This is a genomic window from Streptosporangium sp. NPDC053982, from assembly GCF_055585205.1.
Genome location: NZ_JBVJKQ010000009.1, coordinates 373,339 through 392,425, shown reverse-complemented (window position 1 = coordinate 392,425; position 19,087 = coordinate 373,339). Strand labels below are relative to the sequence as shown.

At 73.1% G+C, this 19,087-nt stretch carries 14 protein-coding genes; 9 read left to right on the top strand and 5 right to left on the bottom strand.

Annotation, left to right across the window (positions count from 1 at the left end; all coding sequences use genetic code 11):
• Positions 1-21 precede the first annotated feature (21 nt).
• From ACZ6W9_RS18995 to ACZ6W9_RS18970, 6 genes are read left to right on the top strand one after another with little or no spacing between them, the layout of a single operon-like run.
• Positions 22-870 (top strand): 3-hydroxyacyl-CoA dehydrogenase family protein, encoded by an 849-nt coding sequence (locus ACZ6W9_RS18995; RefSeq protein WP_389970918.1) that lies wholly within the window; start codon positions 22-24, stop codon positions 868-870.
• Positions 871-882: 12 nt separating this feature from the next.
• On the top strand, positions 883-1,140 hold the full coding sequence (locus ACZ6W9_RS18990) for an acyl carrier protein (protein ID WP_389970914.1): 258 nt from the start codon (positions 883-885) through the stop codon (positions 1,138-1,140).
• Complete coding sequence (locus ACZ6W9_RS18985) at positions 1,137-2,282, top strand: acyl-CoA dehydrogenase family protein (protein WP_470118831.1); 1,146 nt, start codon at positions 1,137-1,139, stop codon at positions 2,280-2,282. Before ACZ6W9_RS18990 ends, ACZ6W9_RS18985 begins: the two co-directional genes overlap by 4 nt.
• Entirely contained in the window at positions 2,279-3,364 is a 1,086-nt protein-coding gene (locus ACZ6W9_RS18980; RefSeq protein ID WP_389970908.1) for an HAD-IIIC family phosphatase, read from the top strand. The genes ACZ6W9_RS18985 and ACZ6W9_RS18980 overlap by 4 nt, the downstream gene beginning before the upstream one ends.
• A complete protein-coding gene (locus ACZ6W9_RS18975) occupies positions 3,361-4,149 on the top strand; it encodes a thioesterase II family protein (protein WP_470118829.1) in 789 nt (262 codons plus the stop codon). Before ACZ6W9_RS18980 ends, ACZ6W9_RS18975 begins: the two co-directional genes overlap by 4 nt.
• Complete coding sequence (locus tag ACZ6W9_RS18970) at positions 4,140-5,000, top strand: 4'-phosphopantetheinyl transferase family protein (RefSeq protein WP_470118828.1); 861 nt, start codon at positions 4,140-4,142, stop codon at positions 4,998-5,000. Before ACZ6W9_RS18975 ends, ACZ6W9_RS18970 begins: the two co-directional genes overlap by 10 nt.
• Here the strand turns inward: ACZ6W9_RS18970 and ACZ6W9_RS18965 are convergent.
• The 5 genes from ACZ6W9_RS18965 to ACZ6W9_RS18945 are packed head-to-tail and all read right to left on the bottom strand — an operon-like array spanning position 4,963 to position 16,257.
• Entirely contained in the window at positions 4,963-6,123 is a 1,161-nt protein-coding gene (locus tag ACZ6W9_RS18965; RefSeq protein ID WP_389970899.1) for an acyl-CoA dehydrogenase family protein, read from the bottom strand. The genes ACZ6W9_RS18970 and ACZ6W9_RS18965 overlap by 38 nt on opposite strands.
• A 7-nt stretch (positions 6,124-6,130) precedes the next feature.
• Complete coding sequence (locus tag ACZ6W9_RS18960) at positions 6,131-9,937, bottom strand: SDR family NAD(P)-dependent oxidoreductase (RefSeq protein ID WP_470118825.1); 3,807 nt, start codon at positions 9,935-9,937, stop codon at positions 6,131-6,133.
• Complete coding sequence (locus ACZ6W9_RS18955) at positions 9,934-14,622, bottom strand: type I polyketide synthase (RefSeq protein ID WP_470118823.1); 4,689 nt, start codon at positions 14,620-14,622, stop codon at positions 9,934-9,936. The genes ACZ6W9_RS18960 and ACZ6W9_RS18955 overlap by 4 nt, the downstream gene beginning before the upstream one ends.
• Before the next feature lie 29 nt (positions 14,623-14,651).
• Positions 14,652-15,437, bottom strand: coding sequence for an ABC transporter permease (locus tag ACZ6W9_RS18950; RefSeq protein ID WP_362945494.1), 786 nt, complete (start codon positions 15,435-15,437; stop codon positions 14,652-14,654).
• On the bottom strand, positions 15,427-16,257 hold the full coding sequence (locus ACZ6W9_RS18945) for an ABC transporter ATP-binding protein (protein WP_362945492.1): 831 nt from the start codon (positions 16,255-16,257) through the stop codon (positions 15,427-15,429). Before ACZ6W9_RS18945 ends, ACZ6W9_RS18950 begins: the two co-directional genes overlap by 11 nt.
• 174 nt (positions 16,258-16,431) lie before the next feature.
• Here ACZ6W9_RS18945 and ACZ6W9_RS18940 point away from each other — a divergent pair, with 174 nt between their 5' ends.
• Genes ACZ6W9_RS18940 through ACZ6W9_RS18930 form a run of 3 tightly spaced genes read left to right on the top strand, consistent with a single transcriptional unit; the run spans position 16,432 to position 18,849 of the window.
• Positions 16,432-17,097, top strand: coding sequence for a phosphotransferase (locus tag ACZ6W9_RS18940; protein ID WP_362945490.1), 666 nt, complete (start codon positions 16,432-16,434; stop codon positions 17,095-17,097).
• A gap of 54 nt (positions 17,098-17,151) precedes the next feature.
• On the top strand, positions 17,152-17,571 hold the full coding sequence (locus tag ACZ6W9_RS18935) for a DUF1707 SHOCT-like domain-containing protein (RefSeq protein ID WP_389970886.1): 420 nt from the start codon (positions 17,152-17,154) through the stop codon (positions 17,569-17,571).
• A gap of 3 nt (positions 17,572-17,574) precedes the next feature.
• Positions 17,575-18,849 carry an acyltransferase family protein gene (locus ACZ6W9_RS18930; RefSeq protein ID WP_470118820.1) on the top strand — a complete coding sequence of 425 codons (1,275 nt, stop codon included), beginning with the start codon at positions 17,575-17,577 and terminating at the stop codon, positions 18,847-18,849.
• Positions 18,850-19,087 lie beyond the last annotated feature (238 nt).

Here is a 19,087-nt window from a genome sequence, read left to right as displayed (position 1 = left end):
CATGAGCGGAACGGAGCGGACATGAGCCTGATCGGAGTGATCGGCGCCGGTGTCATGGGTGTCGGCGTCGCCCAGAACCTCGCCCAGACCGGCCACGACGTGGTGCTGGTCGACAAGGACGAGACGATCCTGAGCGAGGCGCTGACGGCCATCGCCCGCAACACCAGGATGAGCCGCCTCATGGGCGGTCCGGCCCTCGACGTCGACGAGGTGCTGTCCAGGATCGGCACCGCCGTGGGCGCGGCGGGCGCGGCCAAGTGCGACCTCGTCATCGAGAACGTCACCGAGGACTGGGACACCAAGCGGCAGGTGTACGAGACGCTCGACGCCGCCTGCGGCCCCGACACCGTCTTCGTGGTGAACACCTCCGCCATCCCCATCACCAAGGTCGGCTCCGTCACCAAGCGGCCCGACAAGGTGGTCGGCGTGCACTTCATGAACCCGGTGCCCGCCAAGCCGGCCGTGGAGCTCATCCCCGGCGTGCACACCTCCGAGGAGACGGTGCGGCGCACCCGCGACCTGCTGACCGCCATGGGCAAGAAGGCGGTGGACGTCAAGGACTCCTGCGGGTTCGTCTCCAACCGGGTCCTGATGCTCACCGTCAACGAGGCCGCGTACCTCGTCCACGAGGGCGTGGCCGACGCCGAGTCGGTCGACGAGGTCTTCCGCAGCTGCTTCGGCCACCCGATGGGGCCGCTGGAGACCGCCGACCTGATCGGCGTGGACACGATCCTCTACAGCGTCGAGGTGCTCTACGAGCACTACGCCGACAGCAAGTACCGGCCCTGCCCGCTGCTCAAGCAGATGACCGACGCCGGCCTGCACGGACGCAAGTCCGGCCGGGGCTTCTACACCTACGCAACGAACTGAATGGAGTCACCGATGTCGCACCCCACCTCCCAGGAGCAGATCCTCGACTTCGTCCGCGGCCGGTACCCGCAGGCCGAGATCGACGCGACGCAGGACATCTTCGCGCTCGGCTTCGTCAACTCGCTGTTCGCGATGGAACTGGTGATGTACGTCGAGAAGACCTTCGGCGTCACCATCCCCAACGAGGAGCTGCGGATCGACAACTTCCGCACCGCCACCGCGATGGCCGGCCTCGTGACCCGCCTCTCGCCGACCGTGGCCGCCGCGTGACGCTCGTCGCACCGGTACCCGTCCAGGTCGTCGACCGGCGCTCGGCGCGGGCGTTCGTCGACACGCACGTGGTGCCGTACGCGGATGAGTACGACAGGATCGGCCGCGTCCCCGAGGACCTGCTGCGGCACGTGGCCGCGGCGGGTCTGTGGGCGCCGTTCCTGTCGCCGGACTCGGGCGGGGCCGGGATGGACCTGGTCACGCTCGGCGAGGTGCACGAGGAGGTGGGCCGTGGCTGCTCGTCGCTGCGCAGCCTGCTGACCGTGCACACCATGGTCGCGTGGACCCTGCAGCGCTGGGGCACGCCGGAGCAGCACGCCCGGTGGGCCCCCGAGCTGGCCACCGGCGAGACGCTGGGGGCGTTCTGCCTGTCCGAGCCGGGCGCCGGCAGCGACACCTCCGGCATCGCGACCACCGCCGTCGAGGGCGGCGGCGGCTGGGTGATCAACGGCGTCAAGAAGTGGACGACCGGCGGGCAGCGGGCGGACCTGTTCCTGGTGTTCGCCCGCACCGCCGCCAGCATCGGCGCGTTCCTCGTGCCGAGGAACGCGCCGGGCGTCCGCGTCACGCCGATCGACGACATGCTCGGCACCCGGGCCTCCATGCTGGCCGAGATCACCTTCGACGACGTCGTGCTCGACCGCGGCGCGCTGCTCGGGCCGAGCAGCGGTTTCATGGCCGGCATGGTGCTGACCGGAACCCTCGACCTCGGCCGCTACAGCGTGGCGGCCGGGTCCGTCGGCATCATCCAGGCGTGCCTGGAGGCGTCGGCCGCCTACGCCGCGCACCGCCGGGTGGGCGGACGGCCCCTGGCGGAGCTGCCGCTGATCCAGGCCAAGCTCTCCGACATGGTCACCGACGCCCGCGCGTCCCGGCTGCTGCTGGCCGAGGCGGGCCGGCTGAAGGACGCCGGGGACGCCGACACGATCATGGCGACCTGGATCGCGAAGTACTTCGCCTCCACCGCCGCGGTCCGGCACGCCGCCGAGGCCGTGCAGATCCACGGCGCCAACGGCTGCAGCCCCGACTACCCGGTGGCGCGGTTCTACCGGGACGCCAAGGTCATGGAGATCATCGAGGGCAGCAACGAGATCCAGCGCATCACCATCGCAGGCCAGGCGGAGCGGGAGATGACCAGATGAGCGTGACCACCGAACGCCAGGACCCCGGTGTCTTCGTCGCGCCGGAGAAACCCCGGCGGGGCCGCGTCAAGTGCGTCGTGTGGGACCTGGACAACACCCTGTGGAACGGCGTGCTGCTGGAGGACGGCGACGTCACCGTGCGCCCCGCCGTCGTCGAGCACATCCGCGAGCTGGACCGCAAGGGCGTCCTGCACTCGGTCGCGTCCAAGAACGACCGTGACGCGGCCATGGCCAAGCTGACCGAGCTGGGCCTGGCGGATCTGTTCCTCCACCCGCAGATCAACTGGAACCCCAAGTCCGGCTCGATCAGGAACATCGCCAAGGCGCTCAACCTCGGGCTCGACGCCTTCGCGTTCGTGGACGACCAGGAGTTCGAGCGCGGCGAGGTGGCCCACGAGCTGCCCGACGTGACCTGCGTGGACGTGACCGACCTGGACGAGGCCCTGACCAGGCCGGAGTTCCGTCCCCGGTTCGTGACCGACGAGTCGGCGCGGCGGCGCGAGATGTACCGCAGCCAGCTCGCCAGGGACGAACTGGAGGAGGGCTTCGTCGGCACCAACGAGGAGTTCCTGGCGAGCCTGGAGATGTCGTTCACCATCTCCCCGGCCCGCCAGGAGGACCTGCAGAGGGCCGAGGAGCTGACCGTCCGCACCAACCAGCTCAACTCCACCGGGCGCACCTACTCCTACGACGAGCTGGACGCCCTGCGGGAGTCCCCCGACCACCTGCTCCTGGTCGCGTCGCTGACCGACAGGTTCGGCGACTACGGCAAGATCGGGCTCGTCCTGGTCGAGAAGGGGCGGGACGTCTGGTGGCTGCGCATGCTGCTGATGTCGTGCCGGGTGATGTCGCGGGGCGTGGGCATGGTGCTGCTCAACCACGTCCTGCGACTGGCCGCCGACGCCGGGGCGGCGGTGCGGGCCGACTTCGTGGAGACGGGGCGCAACCGGATGATGCAGGTGACGTACGCGTTCGCCGGGTTCCGCGAGGCGGAGCGGAACGGGGCGCACGTGGTGCTGGAGGCCGACCTCGGCGCCGTGCAGCCGCCGCCGCCGTACGTCCGTCTGGAGATCGGGACATGAGCGTCGCGAGCACCGAGGACGTCCTGTCGCGGTGGCTGCCGTTCCGCGCCTGCACGGGCGCGGAGCCCGGCGCCCTGCCGCTGTACTGCCTGCCCCACGCGGGCGGCGCCGCGTCGGCGTTCCGGATGTGGCAGCGCAGGCTGCCCGGGGTGGCCGTGCAGCCCGTCCAGCTGCCCGGCCGCGAGTCCCGGCACCGGGAACCGCCCTACGAGCGCATGGAGCCGCTGGTCTCCGACCTGGCCGACACCGTGCTCGCGGACGTCGAGGCGTCCGCGGCCGGTCGCCGGTACGCCCTGTACGGCCACAGCCTCGGCGCGATCGTCGCGTTCGAGCTGATCCGGGAGATCCGGCGGCGGGGCGGGCCGGCTCCCGTGCACCTGTTCGTCTCCGGTTCCGACGCCCCCCACCTCACCCGCGAGGACGGGCCGCCGGTGCGGGACATGAACGCGAAGGAGGTGGCGGAGCTGCTGCGGACGCTGGGCGGCACCCCCGAGTGGCTGCTGTCCGACCCGGACGCGCTGGCGATGATCATTCACGCGGTGCAGGCCGACTTCACCGTGAAGGAGACCTACGTCTACCGGGACGAGCCGCTGCTGGACCTGCCGATCTCGCTGCTGACGAGCTCGGCGGACCCGCGCGTCTCCCCGCTCAAGGCGGCGGGGTGGAGCACTCTGACCAGCGCTCACTTCGCCCCGTACTCGTTCGACGGCGGCCACTTCGCCGTCCTCGAACAGGCGGCCCGCACCCACGCGATCGTCGCGGAGGCCCTCCGCCCATGGGTGTGACGCCGGCTCCGGCCCCGGCCCGCGTGCTCACGGACCAGCGGTCCGCGAGCGTGCGGGCCGCGGGCGTGCGGGCGGAGAACACGCGGTCCGCCGGCGCGGGGGTCCGGGACCCGCGGGCGCGGTCGTGGCCGTCCGGGGTCCGGGTGTGGAAGGTGCGCCTGGACCGGGCCGAGCGACCCGGATGGTGGGGGTGGCTGTCGGAGGGCGAGCGGGAGAGGGCCCGTGCCTTCGCCCGCGCCGCCGACCGCCGCCGGTACGTCGTCGCGCACGCCGCCCTGCGCTCCGTGCTGGGCGGCGTCTGCGGCGTGCCCGCCGCCCGGCTCGCCTTCTCCCCGGACGCCTCGGGCCGCCCCCGCCTCGACCTCGGCGGGGGCCGGCCCCCGCCCGACTTCAACCTGTCGCACTCCGACGAGTGGGCGCTGATCGCCGTCGCCCCCGGGGGATGGCGCGTGGGCGTGGACGTCGAACGCGTCCGCGACGACCTCGACCCCCTGGCCATGGCCGACCGTCTCTACCGCCCGGATGAGGCGGCGCGCCTGCGTGCCGACCCCGGCGCCGCCCTGGCCGGGTACTTCCGCCTGTGGACCGCCAAGGAGGCGTTCGTCAAGGCCACCGGCGGCGGCCTGGCCCAGCTCGGCGACGTGCTCGTCCGCGAGGGAGTCCACGACGGGGGCCATGACGGAGCCCGCGACGAGGGACGCCGAGGGGGACACGGCGGGACACACGAAGGGAGCGCGACCTGTGAACGGTCGCGCTCCCTTCGTGGTCCGGTCCGCTGGCTCGACGTCGCCGCCGGCTACGCCGCCGCGGTGGTCACGATCGCTTCGACACCGGCACCACGTACCGGCTGAACACCAGGTCCCGCAGCACGTCGTCGCCGCCCTCGACGATCGACACGTACCGCATGTCCCGTGCCAGCTTGCCGATGACCGCCTCGTGCGTGTAGCCGAGCCCGCCGAACATCTCCGAGGCGGTCGAGGCGATCCGCCACCCCGTCTGCCCGCAGAACATCTTCGTCGTCAGCGCCTGCTTCAGCGTGCCCACGCGCAGGAACTCCTCGCCCGCGTCGGGCCGGTCCGCGATCTCGTCGTACGCCCGCGCCGCCGCCAGGCACTGGCCGGCCATGACCTCGATCTCCATCTCGAACTGGCCCAGCCGCGAGGCGAACACGGCGTTGGCGGTCAGCGGCGCCCCCTTGACCGACTTGGTCTTGGCGTACTCCATGCACACGTCCCGCACCCGCCGGGCGACGCCCAGGGCCGTGGCGGCGATGAGGATGCGGCTGGCGTTCAGGCCCACCTCCAGCAGGCGCAGGCCGTTGCCCCGCAGCACGTTCCCCGCGGGCACCCGCACCCCGGACAGCGAAACCTCGTAGGTGGCCGACGAGCGCAGCCCGATGACGTCCCACCGCCTGTCCACGGTGATCCCCGGCGTGTCGCGCGGCACCAGGACGGCCAGGTAGCCCGACGGGTCGTCCTGGGCCCGCGCGATCACGACGAGGAAGTCGGCGAAGCCGGTGTTGGTGGAGAACGCCTTCCGCCCGTCGAGCACGACCGCGTCGCCCTCGCGGCGCGCGGTCGTGGAGATCCTGGCCAGCTCGCTGCCGGCGGCGTGCTCGCTGCCCAGCGTCGCGGCGAACCCGTTGCCGGCCACGAGCGGCCTGAGATGGCGTTCCTTCAGCTCCTCGTCGCCGTACCACTGGACCATGCTCGTGGTCAGCACGGGGATGAAGAGCGTGAACGCGACCCCGGCGTCCGAGTACGCCAGCTCGGCCGCGATGCGGACGCTCTCCTCCAGGCCCATGCCGAGGCCGCCGAACTCCTTGGGCATCCACCAGTTCGCCAGGCCGGTGGAGGCGAAGTCCCGGTAGAGCGGGAGCGGGGCCTCGGCCAGCGAGTCCAGGTACGCGTCCTTGCCCAGCAGCTCGCGCCGGGCGAAGCCCTGCACGGTCCGCAGGTACTCGGGCTGCTTCATGGGGCGCTCAGTCCTCCTCGTCGCGGGCGTCGAGCAGTTCGGCGAGCTGCCGGACCGTGGGGCACTCCAGCAGGCCGGTCACCGGAACCGACGCGTTGAGCGTCCTGCGGATCCTGGTGGTCAGCTCGATCGCCAGCAGCGAGTGGCCGCCGAGCTCGAAGAAGTTGTCCAGGGCGCCGATGGGGTCGATGCCGAGCACGCGCGACCAGATGTCGGCCAGCGTGGCCTCGGTGCCCTCCTTCGGCTCCACGTACGGGTTGTTCAGCTCCGGGCGCGGGTGTCGTTCGCGGTCGTCGAAGTCGTCGCCGCCGTGGATGTCGCCGGTGACCCACTGGGCGATCCGGGAGTCCAGCGACCCGGTGGAGATCACCAGGTGCCCGGCCCGGTCGGCCGCCGACAGCGCCCGCTCCAGGACGTCCACGCCCTCGGCCGGGGTCATCGTGTAGTCGGCGACGGCCTCGCTGTGGCCGGAGATCCGGTCGGGGTCGATGTTCCAGGTGTCCCAGTCGACGGTGACCCAGCGGCCCCGGCCGGTCGTGCGCGCCACGCGGACGTACGCGTCGAGCGCGGCGTTGGCCGACGCGTACGGTCCCAGGGTCATCCCGCCGAGCACCGCCGCGATCGACGACAGGGTGATCCGCCGGTCCGGGCACCGCTCGCCGAGCACCTTCTGCAGCACGTGGAACCCGGTCACCTTGGCCGCGAAGTGCGCCTCGCACTGCTGCCGGTCCATCAGGTGCGCGAAGTTGAAGTAGGCGCCGTCCTGCACGCCCGCGCCGTGCACCACCACGTCGATCGCGCCGAACCGCTCGACGGCCGCGGCGACGACGGCCCGCATCCGTTCCTCGTCGGCCACGTCCGCCGAGAGGGCGAGCACGGTCGCGCCCCGGCTCTCCAGATCGCGGATGTTGAGGATGTGCCGGGCCGTGCGCTCGCCGCCGGGAGGGGGCGCGGCCAGGTAGGCGTCCCACTCCTCGGGCGGCGGCAGCGGGGAGCGCGCGGTGAGCACCAGGCGGCAGCCGTAGGCGTCGGCGAAGTGCCGGGCCAGGACCAGGCCGACGTCGCCGAGACCGCCGGTGATGAGCACCGTGTCGCCGTCGCGCACCGGCCGCCGCTCCGGGGCCGGCTCCTCGATCGGGTACGGCTCGTACGCGCGCAGCCAGGTCTCGCCCGCGCGCACCGCCATCGGGCCCTCGTGCTCGGCGACCGCGGCGGCCAGCACCTGCTCGGCGAGGACGGCGGCGTCGCCGGCGTCCACGTCGATGTGGCGGCAGCGCAGCCGCGGGTTCTCCTGCTGGAGGCTGGGGGCGAGCGCGGCCAGGGTGGCGTGCTCGGGGTGCCGCAGGTCGTCGCCCGCCACGTTGACCGCCTGCGGGGTGAGCAGCACCAGTCCGGCGCGCGGCGCGGACCCGGTGTTGTCGAGCAGCTCGCGGGAGAGCGCCAGCACCGGGTAGAAGCCGCGGCGCTGCTCCTCGGCGAAGTGCGCCACGGGGTCGGCGCCGGGGTCCTGCTCGTGAGAGGCCAGGCTGAACCCGTGCACGATCGTCCTCGGCATGGCCACCAGCGAGTACATCAGCTCCGCCACGTCGTCGGCCTTGTCCGGGCGGACGGTGAAGTCGCCGGTGTCCTCCTGCCCGAACCGGTCGCCGGCGCGTACGGCGGTCACGTCGGCGCCGGCTTCGACGAGCCGCTCGGTCAGGGCCTCGCCGCGGTCGTCGGCGGTGAACACCAGCCACGGGCCGGCCTCGCGCAGCCGCTCGTCGAGGTCGGACACCGGCAGCGGGCGCCGCTTCCACACCGGAAGGTGGGTCCAGCGCGACCGGTCGAACGTCTTGCCCTGACCGGCCGGCGCCACCGCCTGCGCGGGGTCGGCCTTCACCCAGAACCTGCGCCGCTGGAACGGGTACGTGGGCAGCTCGACCCGCAGTCCCTGCCCGTTGTGCAGCGCGGCCCAGTCGACCGTGCTCCCGGCCATCCACAGCCGCGCCACGACCTCCAGCAACCATTCGGCCGCGGTGCCCCCCTCCCCGGGGGCGACCACGACCTCCTCGGCCTGCTCGTCGTCGTCGCCCCGCACCACGCGGACGCCGATGGTCCCCAGCCCGTCGGCGAGCGCGTCGAGCGCCGCCTCACGAGACGAGGCGGTAGGTGAGGCGGCGTGCCGCAGCACGGTCTCCACCGCGGAGTGCAGTTCGCCCCACCATGTCTCCGGGGCGTCGGGGGAGGCGGTGAGACGGACCTTGGGGTTGCGGCGCTGGGTCTTGCCGTCGATCCAGCGGGACGGGTCGCCCAGGGCGGCCACCGCGTCGTCGCGGTCGTGGACGACGACGGCGCGGCGCAGGGCGAAGCCGCCGCGGGAGACCTGGAGGGTGAAGGCCACGTCGGCGAGGTCGTCGCCGCTCTCGCCGGTCAGGTGGTCGCGCAGCCGTTCGGTCGTCTCGCTCAGCGCCTGGCCGTCGCCGGCCGAGAGCACCAGCAGGTGCGGCCCGGGGCGGGCGGGCCGGGAGGGCCGGCGCGGCGCCTCCTCCATGATCACGTGCGCGTTGGTGCCGCCCAGCCCGAACGAGCTGACCCCGGCCCGCCGCGGGTGCGGCCCCGTCTCCCACGGCCGGTCCTCGGTCAGCACCGTGAACCGGTCGCCTCCCGCGGCCAGCGCGGGGTTCGGGGTCTCGTAGCCGGGCGTGCCCGGCAGCAGCCCGTGCTTGAGCGCCATGGCCGCCCGCATCAGCCCGGTCGCGCCGGAGGCCCGGTCGAGGTGGCCCAGGCTCGGCTTGAGCGACCCCAGCACGCACGGCGTCTCGCGCGGCTGGGAGAAGACCCGGTTCATGGCGGCCAGCTCGATCGAGTCGCCCAGCATGGTGCCGGTGGCGTGGCACTCGACGTACCCGACGGTGTCGGGCTTGACCCCGGCCACGCCGAGCGCCGACTCGATCACCTCGGCCTGGCCGTCCACGCCGGGCGCGGTGTACCCGGCCCGCATGCGGCCGTCGTTGTTGGCCGCCGAGCCCAGGATGACCGCGTGGATGATGTCGCCGTCCGCGAGCGCGTCCGTCATGCGCTTGAGCGCCACGACCGCCGTGCCGCTGCCCATCACGGTGCCGCCCGCCTCGGCGTCGAAGCTGCGCACCCGGCCCTCGGGCGACATGATGCCGCCCTGCTCGTACAGGTAGCCGGCGTGCTGGGGGAGCGGGGTGAACGCGCCGCCCGCCACCGCGACGTCGCACTCGTAGGTGAGCAGGCTCTGGCACGCCAGGTGCACCGCGACCAGCGAGGTCGAGCAGAACGTCTGCACCGACACGGCGGGCCCGCGCAGCCCCAGCTTGTACGACACCAGCGAGGCCAGCGAGTCGCGCTCGTTGCCCACGGCCATGAGCAGCGCCCCGCCCGGCTGCGCGCCGAGGTGCTGGAGGTTCTGCACGATGTAGTCGGGGAACCCGCACCCGCCGAAGACGGCGACCTGGCCGGGCACGTCGGTCGGGCAGTACCCGGCGCCTTCGAGGGCCTCCCACGAGCACTCCAGGAACAGCCGGTGCTGCGGGTCCATGGTCTCGGCCTCGCGCGGGTTGATCCCGAACACGGTGGCGTCGAAGAGGTCGAGGTCGTGCAGGGGTCCGCCGACGCGCACGTACCGGGGGTCGGCGAGGAGGCCCGGATCGACGCCGGACTCCCGCAGCTCCTCCTCGGTGATGGTGCGCAGGCCCTTGACCCCCGCGAGCAGGTTGCCCCACAGCTCGGCCAGGTTCCTGGCGCCGGGGAAGCGCCCGGACATGCCGATCAACGCGACCGCGGAGTCGTAGTCGGTTTCGGTGGTCATGACGTCCTTCCGCTCCTGAGCATGTTGCGCCGCTGGGCGATGCGGGACCGCTGCCGGTCCTTCGCCTCGCTCGGCTGCTCGTCCGCGTCCTGGTCGGCCTGGGCCGCCTCGGCGAGCGAGGCGACCGTGGGCGCCTGGTAGAGGATGTGCGGCGGCAGGTAGGACAGCTCCAGCGCCTTCCTGACCTCGGCGATGATCTCCATGCCGAGCAGCGAGTTGCCGCCCAGCTCGAAGAAGTTGTCGTGCACGCCGACCTGCTCCAGGCCCAGGGCCTCCGCCCACACCCCGGCGATGGTCTCCTCCGCCGGCGTCTGCGGCTCGACGTACGCGGTGGACAGGTCGGGGCGCGGGTGTCGGCCGAACGCGTCCCTGATCTTCTTCACCGTCGCCTGGTGGCTCTCGATCGAGGACCTGCGGCTCATCGCCACCAGGGGCGCGAAGTCCTGCGTGGAGGCCACGACGTGCGGCTCACCGCCGGCGAGGACCCGCAGCAGGGTCTCCCATCCCTGGTCGAAGGTGAGGCCGAAGTTCTCCCGGTACCAGGCGAAGTACTGCTTGGAGCCCTCGTCGTAGTTCTCCAGGCCCTCGGTCCAGCCGTTCCACGTCCACTCGCACCAGTCGACGGAGGTGACCGTCACCCCGGGCAGGGGGTCGCTGAGCGCGAAGGAGTCGAGGAAGGCGTTGGCGGCGCAGTAGTCCACCTGGCCGGCGCCGCCGCCGGTGGCGGAGGTGGTGGAGGAGTACAGCGCCAGGAAGTCCACCTGCGTGCCGCGCAGCGCCTCGGCCAGCGCGAGCGTGCCCATGACCTTGGGCGCGAGCACCCTCTCCATGTCGGCGACGGTCTTGAACTGCATGAGCCCCACGGCGGGCACCCCGGCGCAGTGCAGCACGCCGTTCAGCTCGCCGAAGCGCTCGACGGCGGCGGCCACGGCGCGGCGGGCGTCCTCGGGTCTGGAGACGTCCCCGGCGACGGTGACGACCTCCGCGCCGGCCGCCTCCAGGCGGCGCAGCCCCTCCAGCCGCCTGCGGACCTCGGGGGCGGTGGAGTCGGAGGCCAGGATCGCGGGCCACTGCTCGCGCGGCGGGACCGGCGTGCGCCCCAGCAGCACCAGCCGCGCCCGGTAGTGCTCGGCCAGCCGTTCGGCCATGGCCAGGCCGATGCCGCCCAGGCCGCCGGTGACCAGGTAGACGCCGCCCTTGCGGACCTGGGCGGCCGGGGTCCTGGCGGCGATCACGGAGGCGTCCAGCGCCTCGTAGCCGGGGATCCACCGCTGCCCGCCGCGCAGCCCGACCACCTGGTCGGACGGTTCGGCGAGCAGCTCGGCGAGCAGCGCGTCCGCCCCGGCATCGACGTCGATGACGCGGGTCCTGACCTTCGGGTACTCGACCGGGATCAGCCGGGCCGGGCCGAGCAGGGTGCCGAGCCCGGCGTGGACGCGGTCGCCCGGGTGCACCCGCTGGCCGCCGGAGGTGACGATGTCGAGCTGCCAGCCGCTCAGGCCCATGTCGCCGGCCGCGCGGGCCAGGCCGACCAGCGTGTGCAGGCCGCGCTGCAGGGTCTCCTCGATCGGGGCGTCCTCCGCCGACCACAGGTGCACCACGCGCTCGGGCTCCCAGCGACGTCCGGCCAGCTCGCGCAGCGCCGCCAGCATGTCCTCGGCCGAGCCGGGACGCACCCGCAGGCCGTCGTCGTCGCTGGAGAACCGTTCGCCGGGCCGTACCAGGACCACCTCCTTGCCGGCCGCGGCGAGGTGCGCGAGCAGCGGCGCGGCCAGCTCGGCCGCGCGGCCCTCGTCGGTGTAGACCAGCCAGCGGCCGGCGTCCTGTCCGCCGGGGGGCCGGACGGCCGTCTGCTGCCAGACGGGCACGTGGATCCAGCGGGTGTCGGGCAGGCGGGGGTACGCCTTGGCGATGCTGGTCGGGTCGCTCTCGTCGTAGGCGGCCGCCCCGCCGCCGCCGAACGCGTCCTGGTCGATCTCCAGCCAGTAGTCCTGCCGCTCGAACGGGTACGTCGGCAGCGGCACCCGGCGGGGCGCCCAGTCCTCGCCGGCGTGCAGCGCGGCCCAGTCGACCGGCACCCCGGTCAGCCACAGCCTCCCGACCGCGGTCGCGACGGCGGCGCCGGCGTCCTGCGGGTCTCCGGCGGCGGGGAGCACGGTCACGATGAGCGGCCACTGCTCGCGGTCGCAGGACGGGTGGCCGCGGGTCAGCGCGCCGAGCGACTGCCCGGGGCCGATCTCGACGAGCGCCAGGCCGGCCTGCCCGAGCACGTGGCCGAGCCCCTTGCCGAACTCGACGGTCTCGCACATGTGGCGGGCCCAGTAGCCCGGGTCGGTCACGACCTCGGCGGTGGCCGGCTCGCCGGTCACGTTGCTCAGGTACGCGATCTGCGGCGGGTTCAGCGTGATGTTGTCGGCGATCCAGGACGTCAGCTCACCGGCCAGCGGGGCGAGCATCCGGGAGTGGAAGGCGTGCGTGGTCTCCAGCCGCCGGTGCCCGATCCTGGAGTCGAGCAGCAGCGCGGCGGCCCGCTCCACCGCCTCGGCGGGCCCGGCGAGCACGACCTGCGAGCCGGTGCGGACGGCGACGTCCAGCTCTTCGGTGAACACCTGGCCCAGGACGGCGGCCAGCCGGCGCTCGTCGGCCGACACCGCCAGCATCGCGCCCTCGGGCCGCGAGGTGATGAGCTTCGCCCGGTACGCCACCAGCCGCAGCGCGTCCGGCAGCGACAGCACGCCCGCCAGGCAGGCGCACACGTACTCGCCGAGGCTGTAGCCGATCATGATCTCGGGCTCGACGCCCCAGCGGACGAGCAGCCGCGCCAGCGCGTACTCGGCCACGAAGACCGCGGGCTGCACCAGATGCGGCTCGGTGGCGGAGCGCGGCGCGCCCGCCTCGGTCCGGCCGAGCAGTCTGGCCAGGTCGCCGGTGTCGCCCCCGGCCTGCTCGGCGGGGACGAAGATGTCGGACAGCTGGCCCGGCGCGGTCAGCCCCAGCAGGGCCAGGCACTCGTCCACGTCCGCGCGGAACGTCGGCTCCTCGGCGTAGAGGCCGGCGACCATGCCGGGGTACTGCTCGCCGACCCCCGCGACGAGGAAGCCGGTCTTGCGCCCGACGGTCGCGTCCGCGCGTCCCAGCGTCGCCGCCGGGTCGGACAGCCGGGCCGCCGCCGACTCCGGCGAGTCGGCGATCACGACCCTGCGGTGCCCGAACAGCTTCCGCCCGGCCTGCAGGGTGTACGCCACGTCGCCGAGGTCGTCCGGCGACCTCTCCAGGTGGGCGGCCAGCCGCGCGCACGACTGCTCGGCGGCGGCCTGCGACCGGGCCGAGACCGGCAGGATCTGCAGGCGGCGCGGACGCGTGCCGCGCGGCGCGGGGAGCGGCGCCTCGGTGACGATGGCGTGCGCGTTGGTGCCGCCCATGCCCAGCGAGCTGATGCCCGCGATGCGCGGCCTGTCCGGCGTGCGCGGCCACGGAGTGGGCTCGGCGGTGACGTGGAAGGGGCTGTCACCGAAGTCGATCTCGGGGTTGGGGGAGCGGTAGTGCAGCGTGCCGGGGATCAGCTCGTTGCGCAGCGACTGGACGACCTTGATCAGGCCGGTCACGCCGGAGGCCCGGTCCAGGTGGCCCACGTTCGGCTTGATCGAGCCGAGCACGCAGTACTGCTTGCGTTTCGTGGCGCCGAACGCGCGGGTCAGCGCGGCCACCTCCATCGGGTCGCCGACCTCGGTGGCGGTGCCGTGCGCCTCGACGTACGAGACGTCGTCGGGGTTCACGCCGGCCCGGTCGAGGGCCGCCGACACGCAGCGGCGCTGCCCGTCGATGCTCGGCGCCAGGTAGCTGAACTTCATCGCGCCGTCGTTGTTGATGGCCGAGGCACGGATCACGGCGTGCACGGTGTCCCGGTCGGCCACGGCGTCGTCGAGCCGCTTGAGCAGCACGACCGCCGCGCCGTCGCCGAACATGCTGCCCCGGCCCTCGGCGTCGAACGTGCGCACGTGGCCGTCGGGTGACTCCTGGCCGCCCTCCTCCCACAGGTAGCCGGTGCGGTCGGGGATGCGCACCGACACGCCGCCGGCCAGCGCCATCCGGCACTCGCCGCGCCGCAGGCTCTCCGAGGCCAGGTGGACCGCCACCAGCGAGGTCGAGCAGAACGTCTGCACCGACAGCGCGGGACCGTCCAGGTCGAAGCGGAAGGCGACGTTCGTGGCCAGCGCGTCCTTGTCGTTCCCGATCATCAGGGCGCTGGTGTCGATGCCCATCTGGAACGCCATGAGCCGGGTCAGCAGGTAGCCGCTGATGTTCATCCCGGCGAACACGCCCACGCTGCCCCGGCCCTCGGGGGCGGCGTACCCGGACGACTCCAGGACCTCCCACACGCACTCCAGGAAGATGCGCTGCTGCGGGTCGGCGAGCGTGGCCTCACGCGGGTTGTAGCCGAAGAACGCGGCGTCGAATCCGCGGACGTCGTCCAGGACCGGCCGCATCCGCACGTAGTTCGGCTGCTGGAACGTGGCCGGCGACACGCCCGCGGCCAGCAGGTCGTCGTCGGAGAACTCGGTGAACGACTCCACGCCCGTGCTGATGTTGCGCCAGAACGTCTCGATGTCGGCCGCACCCGGGAACCGACCGGCCATGCCGATGATCGCGATATCGGCGTCGCCGGGTGAATGGTGCTGATCCATCAACATGCCCTTCTTCACTGATGTTCCTGTCACAGCAGCCCGCCGCGGCCCCAGCCGCGCGCCAGCCTGCGGGCGGCGAAAGCGCCCGCCGCCAGGCCCAGCGCCAGCAGTACGGCCCCGGGCGGCACGACGCCGGCCGTGTCCCCGCTCACCGCGGCCTGCATCATGCTCAGCGCGTAGTAGCCCGGGGAGACGTGGGCGGCCGCCTGCGCCCAGTCGGGCATGATGCTCAGCGGCACCAGGGCCCCGCCCAGCGAGCTGAGGGTGAGCGCGCCCACGTCGCAGATCACGCTGAGCTCGCCGTGGCTGCGCACCAGCGTGGCCAGCGCCGCGCCGAGCGACAGCAGCGCGAACGCCCAGATCATGATGGCCAGCAGCACCAGCGGCGGCGACGGCGGCACCGGCAGCCCGATGGCCAGGCAGCCGTAGACGATCAGGATCGCCTGCTGCGCGATCATCACCGCGAACAGCGGCAGCGTCTTGCCGACCAGCAGCTCGAACGCCGGGGCCCGGCTCACGCGGAGCCGGTCCCAGGTGCGCCAGGTGCGTTCCGACAGGATCGCGTTGCCCGCCATGGAGATCGCGAACACCGAGAACATCACCATCAGCCCGGTGGCGATCTGGGTGGCGCCCTGGTCGAGGGCCCGGACGTACAGGGGCCTGAGCACCAGCATGAGCACCATGGGCATGGCGACGTAGCTGATCATCTGCCCGGGGTCGCGCAACCGAATGATCATGTTGTGCCGGGCCAGCGCGCCGATGCGGTACAGCGCGTCGAGCACGCCGAGGCGGCGTGGGGCGGTGTCAAGCAGCATGGGTGACCGCCAGGGATCGGTAGAGGTCGTCCAGGGACGGGTTGCGCACGTCGACCGCGGTGACCGGGCGGTTCACCCGGCCCAGCAGGTCGATCAGGGCCGCCGCCGGATCGGAGGTGGAGACCGAGATCTCCTCCTCGCCGTCCAGCGTCACGCGTACCTCACCCGGCAGGTCCCGCAGCAACTCGTCGCAGGCCCCCCTGACGATGATCCGGCCGCTGCGCGCGACCGCGATCGTGGCCTGGAGTTCGGTCAGCTCGGGCAGGTAGTGGGTGGTGTAGATGACGGCCGCGCCCTCTCCCGCGCGTTGTTTGACCACGTCCAGCATGGCCTGGCGGGTCTCCAGGTCGGCGCCGGCCGTGGGCTCGTCGAGCAGGAGGAGGCGGGGACGGTGGACGAGGGCGCTGGCGGCCTGCGTGCGCCGCTGCTGGCCGCCGGAGAGCTTGCCCGTCCTCCTGTCCATGATCTCGGTGAGTCGCAGGACGAAGGCCAGCTCCTCGACGGCCTCGCGCAGCGCCGCCCGTCGCAGGCCGGCGAGCCTGCCGTACAGCTCCAGGTGTTCCCGTACGGTGATGGAGGGGTACAGCGCCAGATGCTGGGGCGCCACGCCGACCTCGCCGCGGGCGGCGGACGGGGGTCTGCCGTCGATGGTCACCTGTCCGCTGTCGGGGCGGACCAGGTGGGACACGATCTCGACGAAGGTCGTCTTCCCCGCGCCGTTGTGTCCCAGAAGCCCGACGATCTCACCTGCCCCCACGCTCAGAGTGAATCCGTCAAGGGCCTGGACATCGCCGTACCGCTTGACGAGATCGGTTGCCACCAGCAACGTGTCACCTCCCCAATGTCATGGAGTAAGCGGGCTAGTGCGGATGGAGCCATCTTGGACGGATGACGGCGGGAATTGACGGGGCCCGTGGTGGCAGGTAGTTGCCGTGAAGACCAGCCAGTGGAACGGCATTTACGCGCCGGGACTTCACTGTCTAATCTGACCGGCATGGACGTTGGGCCGTTGATAGCCGCCGGACGCGAATGCGAGATCCTCGAGGCCGGGCCCGGCCGCGTGGTCCGGCGCTCCCGCGACGGCCGCGACCTCGAACGAGAGGCCGCCGCCATGCGTCACGCCCGCCGGCACGGGTTCCCCGCCCCCGAGGTCTTCGACGCCGACGGTCCCGACATCCTCATGGAGCGGGTGGACGGGCCCAGCCTCATGGAGGAGATGGTCCGCGCGCCGCAGGAGGCGCACCGCCGGGTCCGTCTCCTCGCCACCCTGCTGCGAGACCTCGCCGGGGTGCGTGCCCCCGGCTGGCTCCAGGCCGCCCCCGGCTGCCCCGGCAACCGCCTGCTCCACCTGGACCTCCACCCGGCCAACGTGATCCTGACCGCGGACGGCCCGAAGGTCGTCGACTGGGCCAACGCGGCCCGGGGCGCGGCGGGCGCCGACGTCGCCTGCACCTGGCTGCTCCTGGCCACCACGCCGGCCGGGCACGCCCTGGACGAGCGCAGGACGACCTGGCTGGCGGCGTTCCTGGAGGACGCCGGCGCGGAGGCGGCGCGGCCGTACCTCCGGGCCATGGCCGACCGGCGGCGCGCGGACCGGAACGTCACCGACGAGGAGAAGGCCGGGATCACGGCCTTCCTCACCGAGAACGCCCAGCCCTGACCACACCCGGCCCCGACCACCCCTCCATCGCCTCTCACCGCACGGAAGGCTGACATGCACGACCGCGACGTACGCGCATCCGACCTAGACCGCGACGCCGCCGCCGAGCGCCTGCGGCTGGCCGTGGAGGAGGGCTGCCTCGACTTCGGGGAGTTCGACGAGCGCCTGGGCCAGGCATACCAGTCGGTGACCCGGGGCGAGCTGGCCGACCTGGTCGCCGACCTGCCCGCGAAGCGCCCGCAGACCCCCCGGAAACCGGCCCCGGCCGGGCTCCCGCGCTGGCTGAAGATCGTGTGGGCCGCCTGGGCGGTCATCTTCGCGATCAACGTCGTGGTCTGGGGGGTGGTGAGCGTGGCCAACGCGTGTCCCGCGGAGTTCTGGCCGAAGGGCGCGCTTCCGCCCGCCGTCATCCTGGCGATCGTGACGGCGGTCATCAGCCGGAAGAGACGGGAAGAGAACGGGGAGGGATCCTGATCCATGGCACCGTCACCCGCCACGACGTCCGGGCGGCGCGCGGAGCTGGATTCCATCCGGGTCCTGGTGGTCGTCGGGCTGGTGTTCTTCCACACGGCGCTGGTCTTCGACGCCCAGGACGACTTCTATGTGAAGAACGCCGAGACGACCCCGTTCACGCTGGTCGTCTCGGCCCTCGGCGTGCTGTGGGCGATGCCGCTGCTGTTCTTCCTGGCGGGACTGGGGGCCTGGCACTCGCTGCGCAGGCGGGGCGCCGGGGAGTACGTCGCCGAGCGCCTGCGCCGCCTCGGGGTGCCGCTGGTGTTCGGGACCGTCGTGCTGGTGCCTCTGCCGCAGTGGTTACGGCAGCGGGCCGACCCCGCCTTCCACGAGTCCTACCCGGAGTTCCTGCCGCGCTTCTTCACCCTGGACGGGTTCAAGTGGCGTGACTTCCCGTTCGTCTTCGACGGGCGGTACTTCGAGTTCGGCCACCTGTGGTTCCTGCTGTTGCTGCTGACGTTCTCCCTCATCCTGGCCCCGCTGGTGCGCTGGGGCGGCGCCCCGGGGCGGCGGCCCGGCGACCGCGAGCCGTGGGGGCGGCGGCTCGGCGACCGCGCCGCCGCCCTCGCCGAGCGCCGTCCGGGCGCCATCCTGCTGCCGGCCGTGCCGCTGGCGGTGGTGTGCGCGCTGGCCGGACTGGAGGAGCAGTTCGCCGGCTGGCACCGGGCGGCGTACCTGTTGTTCTTCCTGTTCGGGTTCGCCTTCGCCGGTGACGAGCGGTTCAGGGCCGCGCTCCGCCGCGACCTGCGCCTCATCACGGTCTGCGGCGTGGTGATCTTCCTGGTCGGCGCGCCGCTGCTGATGACCGCCGGGGGCGACCCCTTCACCGACCTGACCCCGCAGGCGACGATCGGCCGCGCCCTGTTCGGCGTGACCGGATGGTGCTGGCTGGTCGCGATACTCGGCTTCCTGGACCGCCGGGGCCGGTCGGCGGCCACCCGGTCGGCGGCCACCCGGCCGGAGCGCCTGCCCCGCCGCTGGTACGCCTACCTGTCCGAGGCCGTGCTGCCGCTGTACGTCCTGCACCAGCCGATCGTCGTCGCGGTCGCATCCGTCGTGATCGGATGGGAGGCGCCGATCGCCGTGAAGTTCCCGGTGATCAGCGTGGTCTCCCTGGTGCTGATCTTCGCGGTGTACGACCTCCTGGTCCGCCGCACGGACCCGGCCCGCTTCCTGTTCGGCATGCGACCCAGGCCGCGCCCGCCCGCGGAGGTCCGGACGGGTTCCTCCCCGCCCTAAGGGGCTCCGCCGCGGCCGGATCACGCGACGAGCTCCGGGACGGGCCGGTCGCCCGTCTCCGGGAGGTCACCTCGAACCGGGCGGCGGAGTCCCTGCGGACTCCATGGAGGGGGGCCCCCCCCCGCGGGGGCCCCCCCCCCCCCCCCCCCCGGCCGGGCCGGGCCGGCCGCCGCGCGCGTGTTGAGGACGGATACGCCCCCCGGGGCGGCCCACCACGAGAGCCGGGGGTGGGTAGACG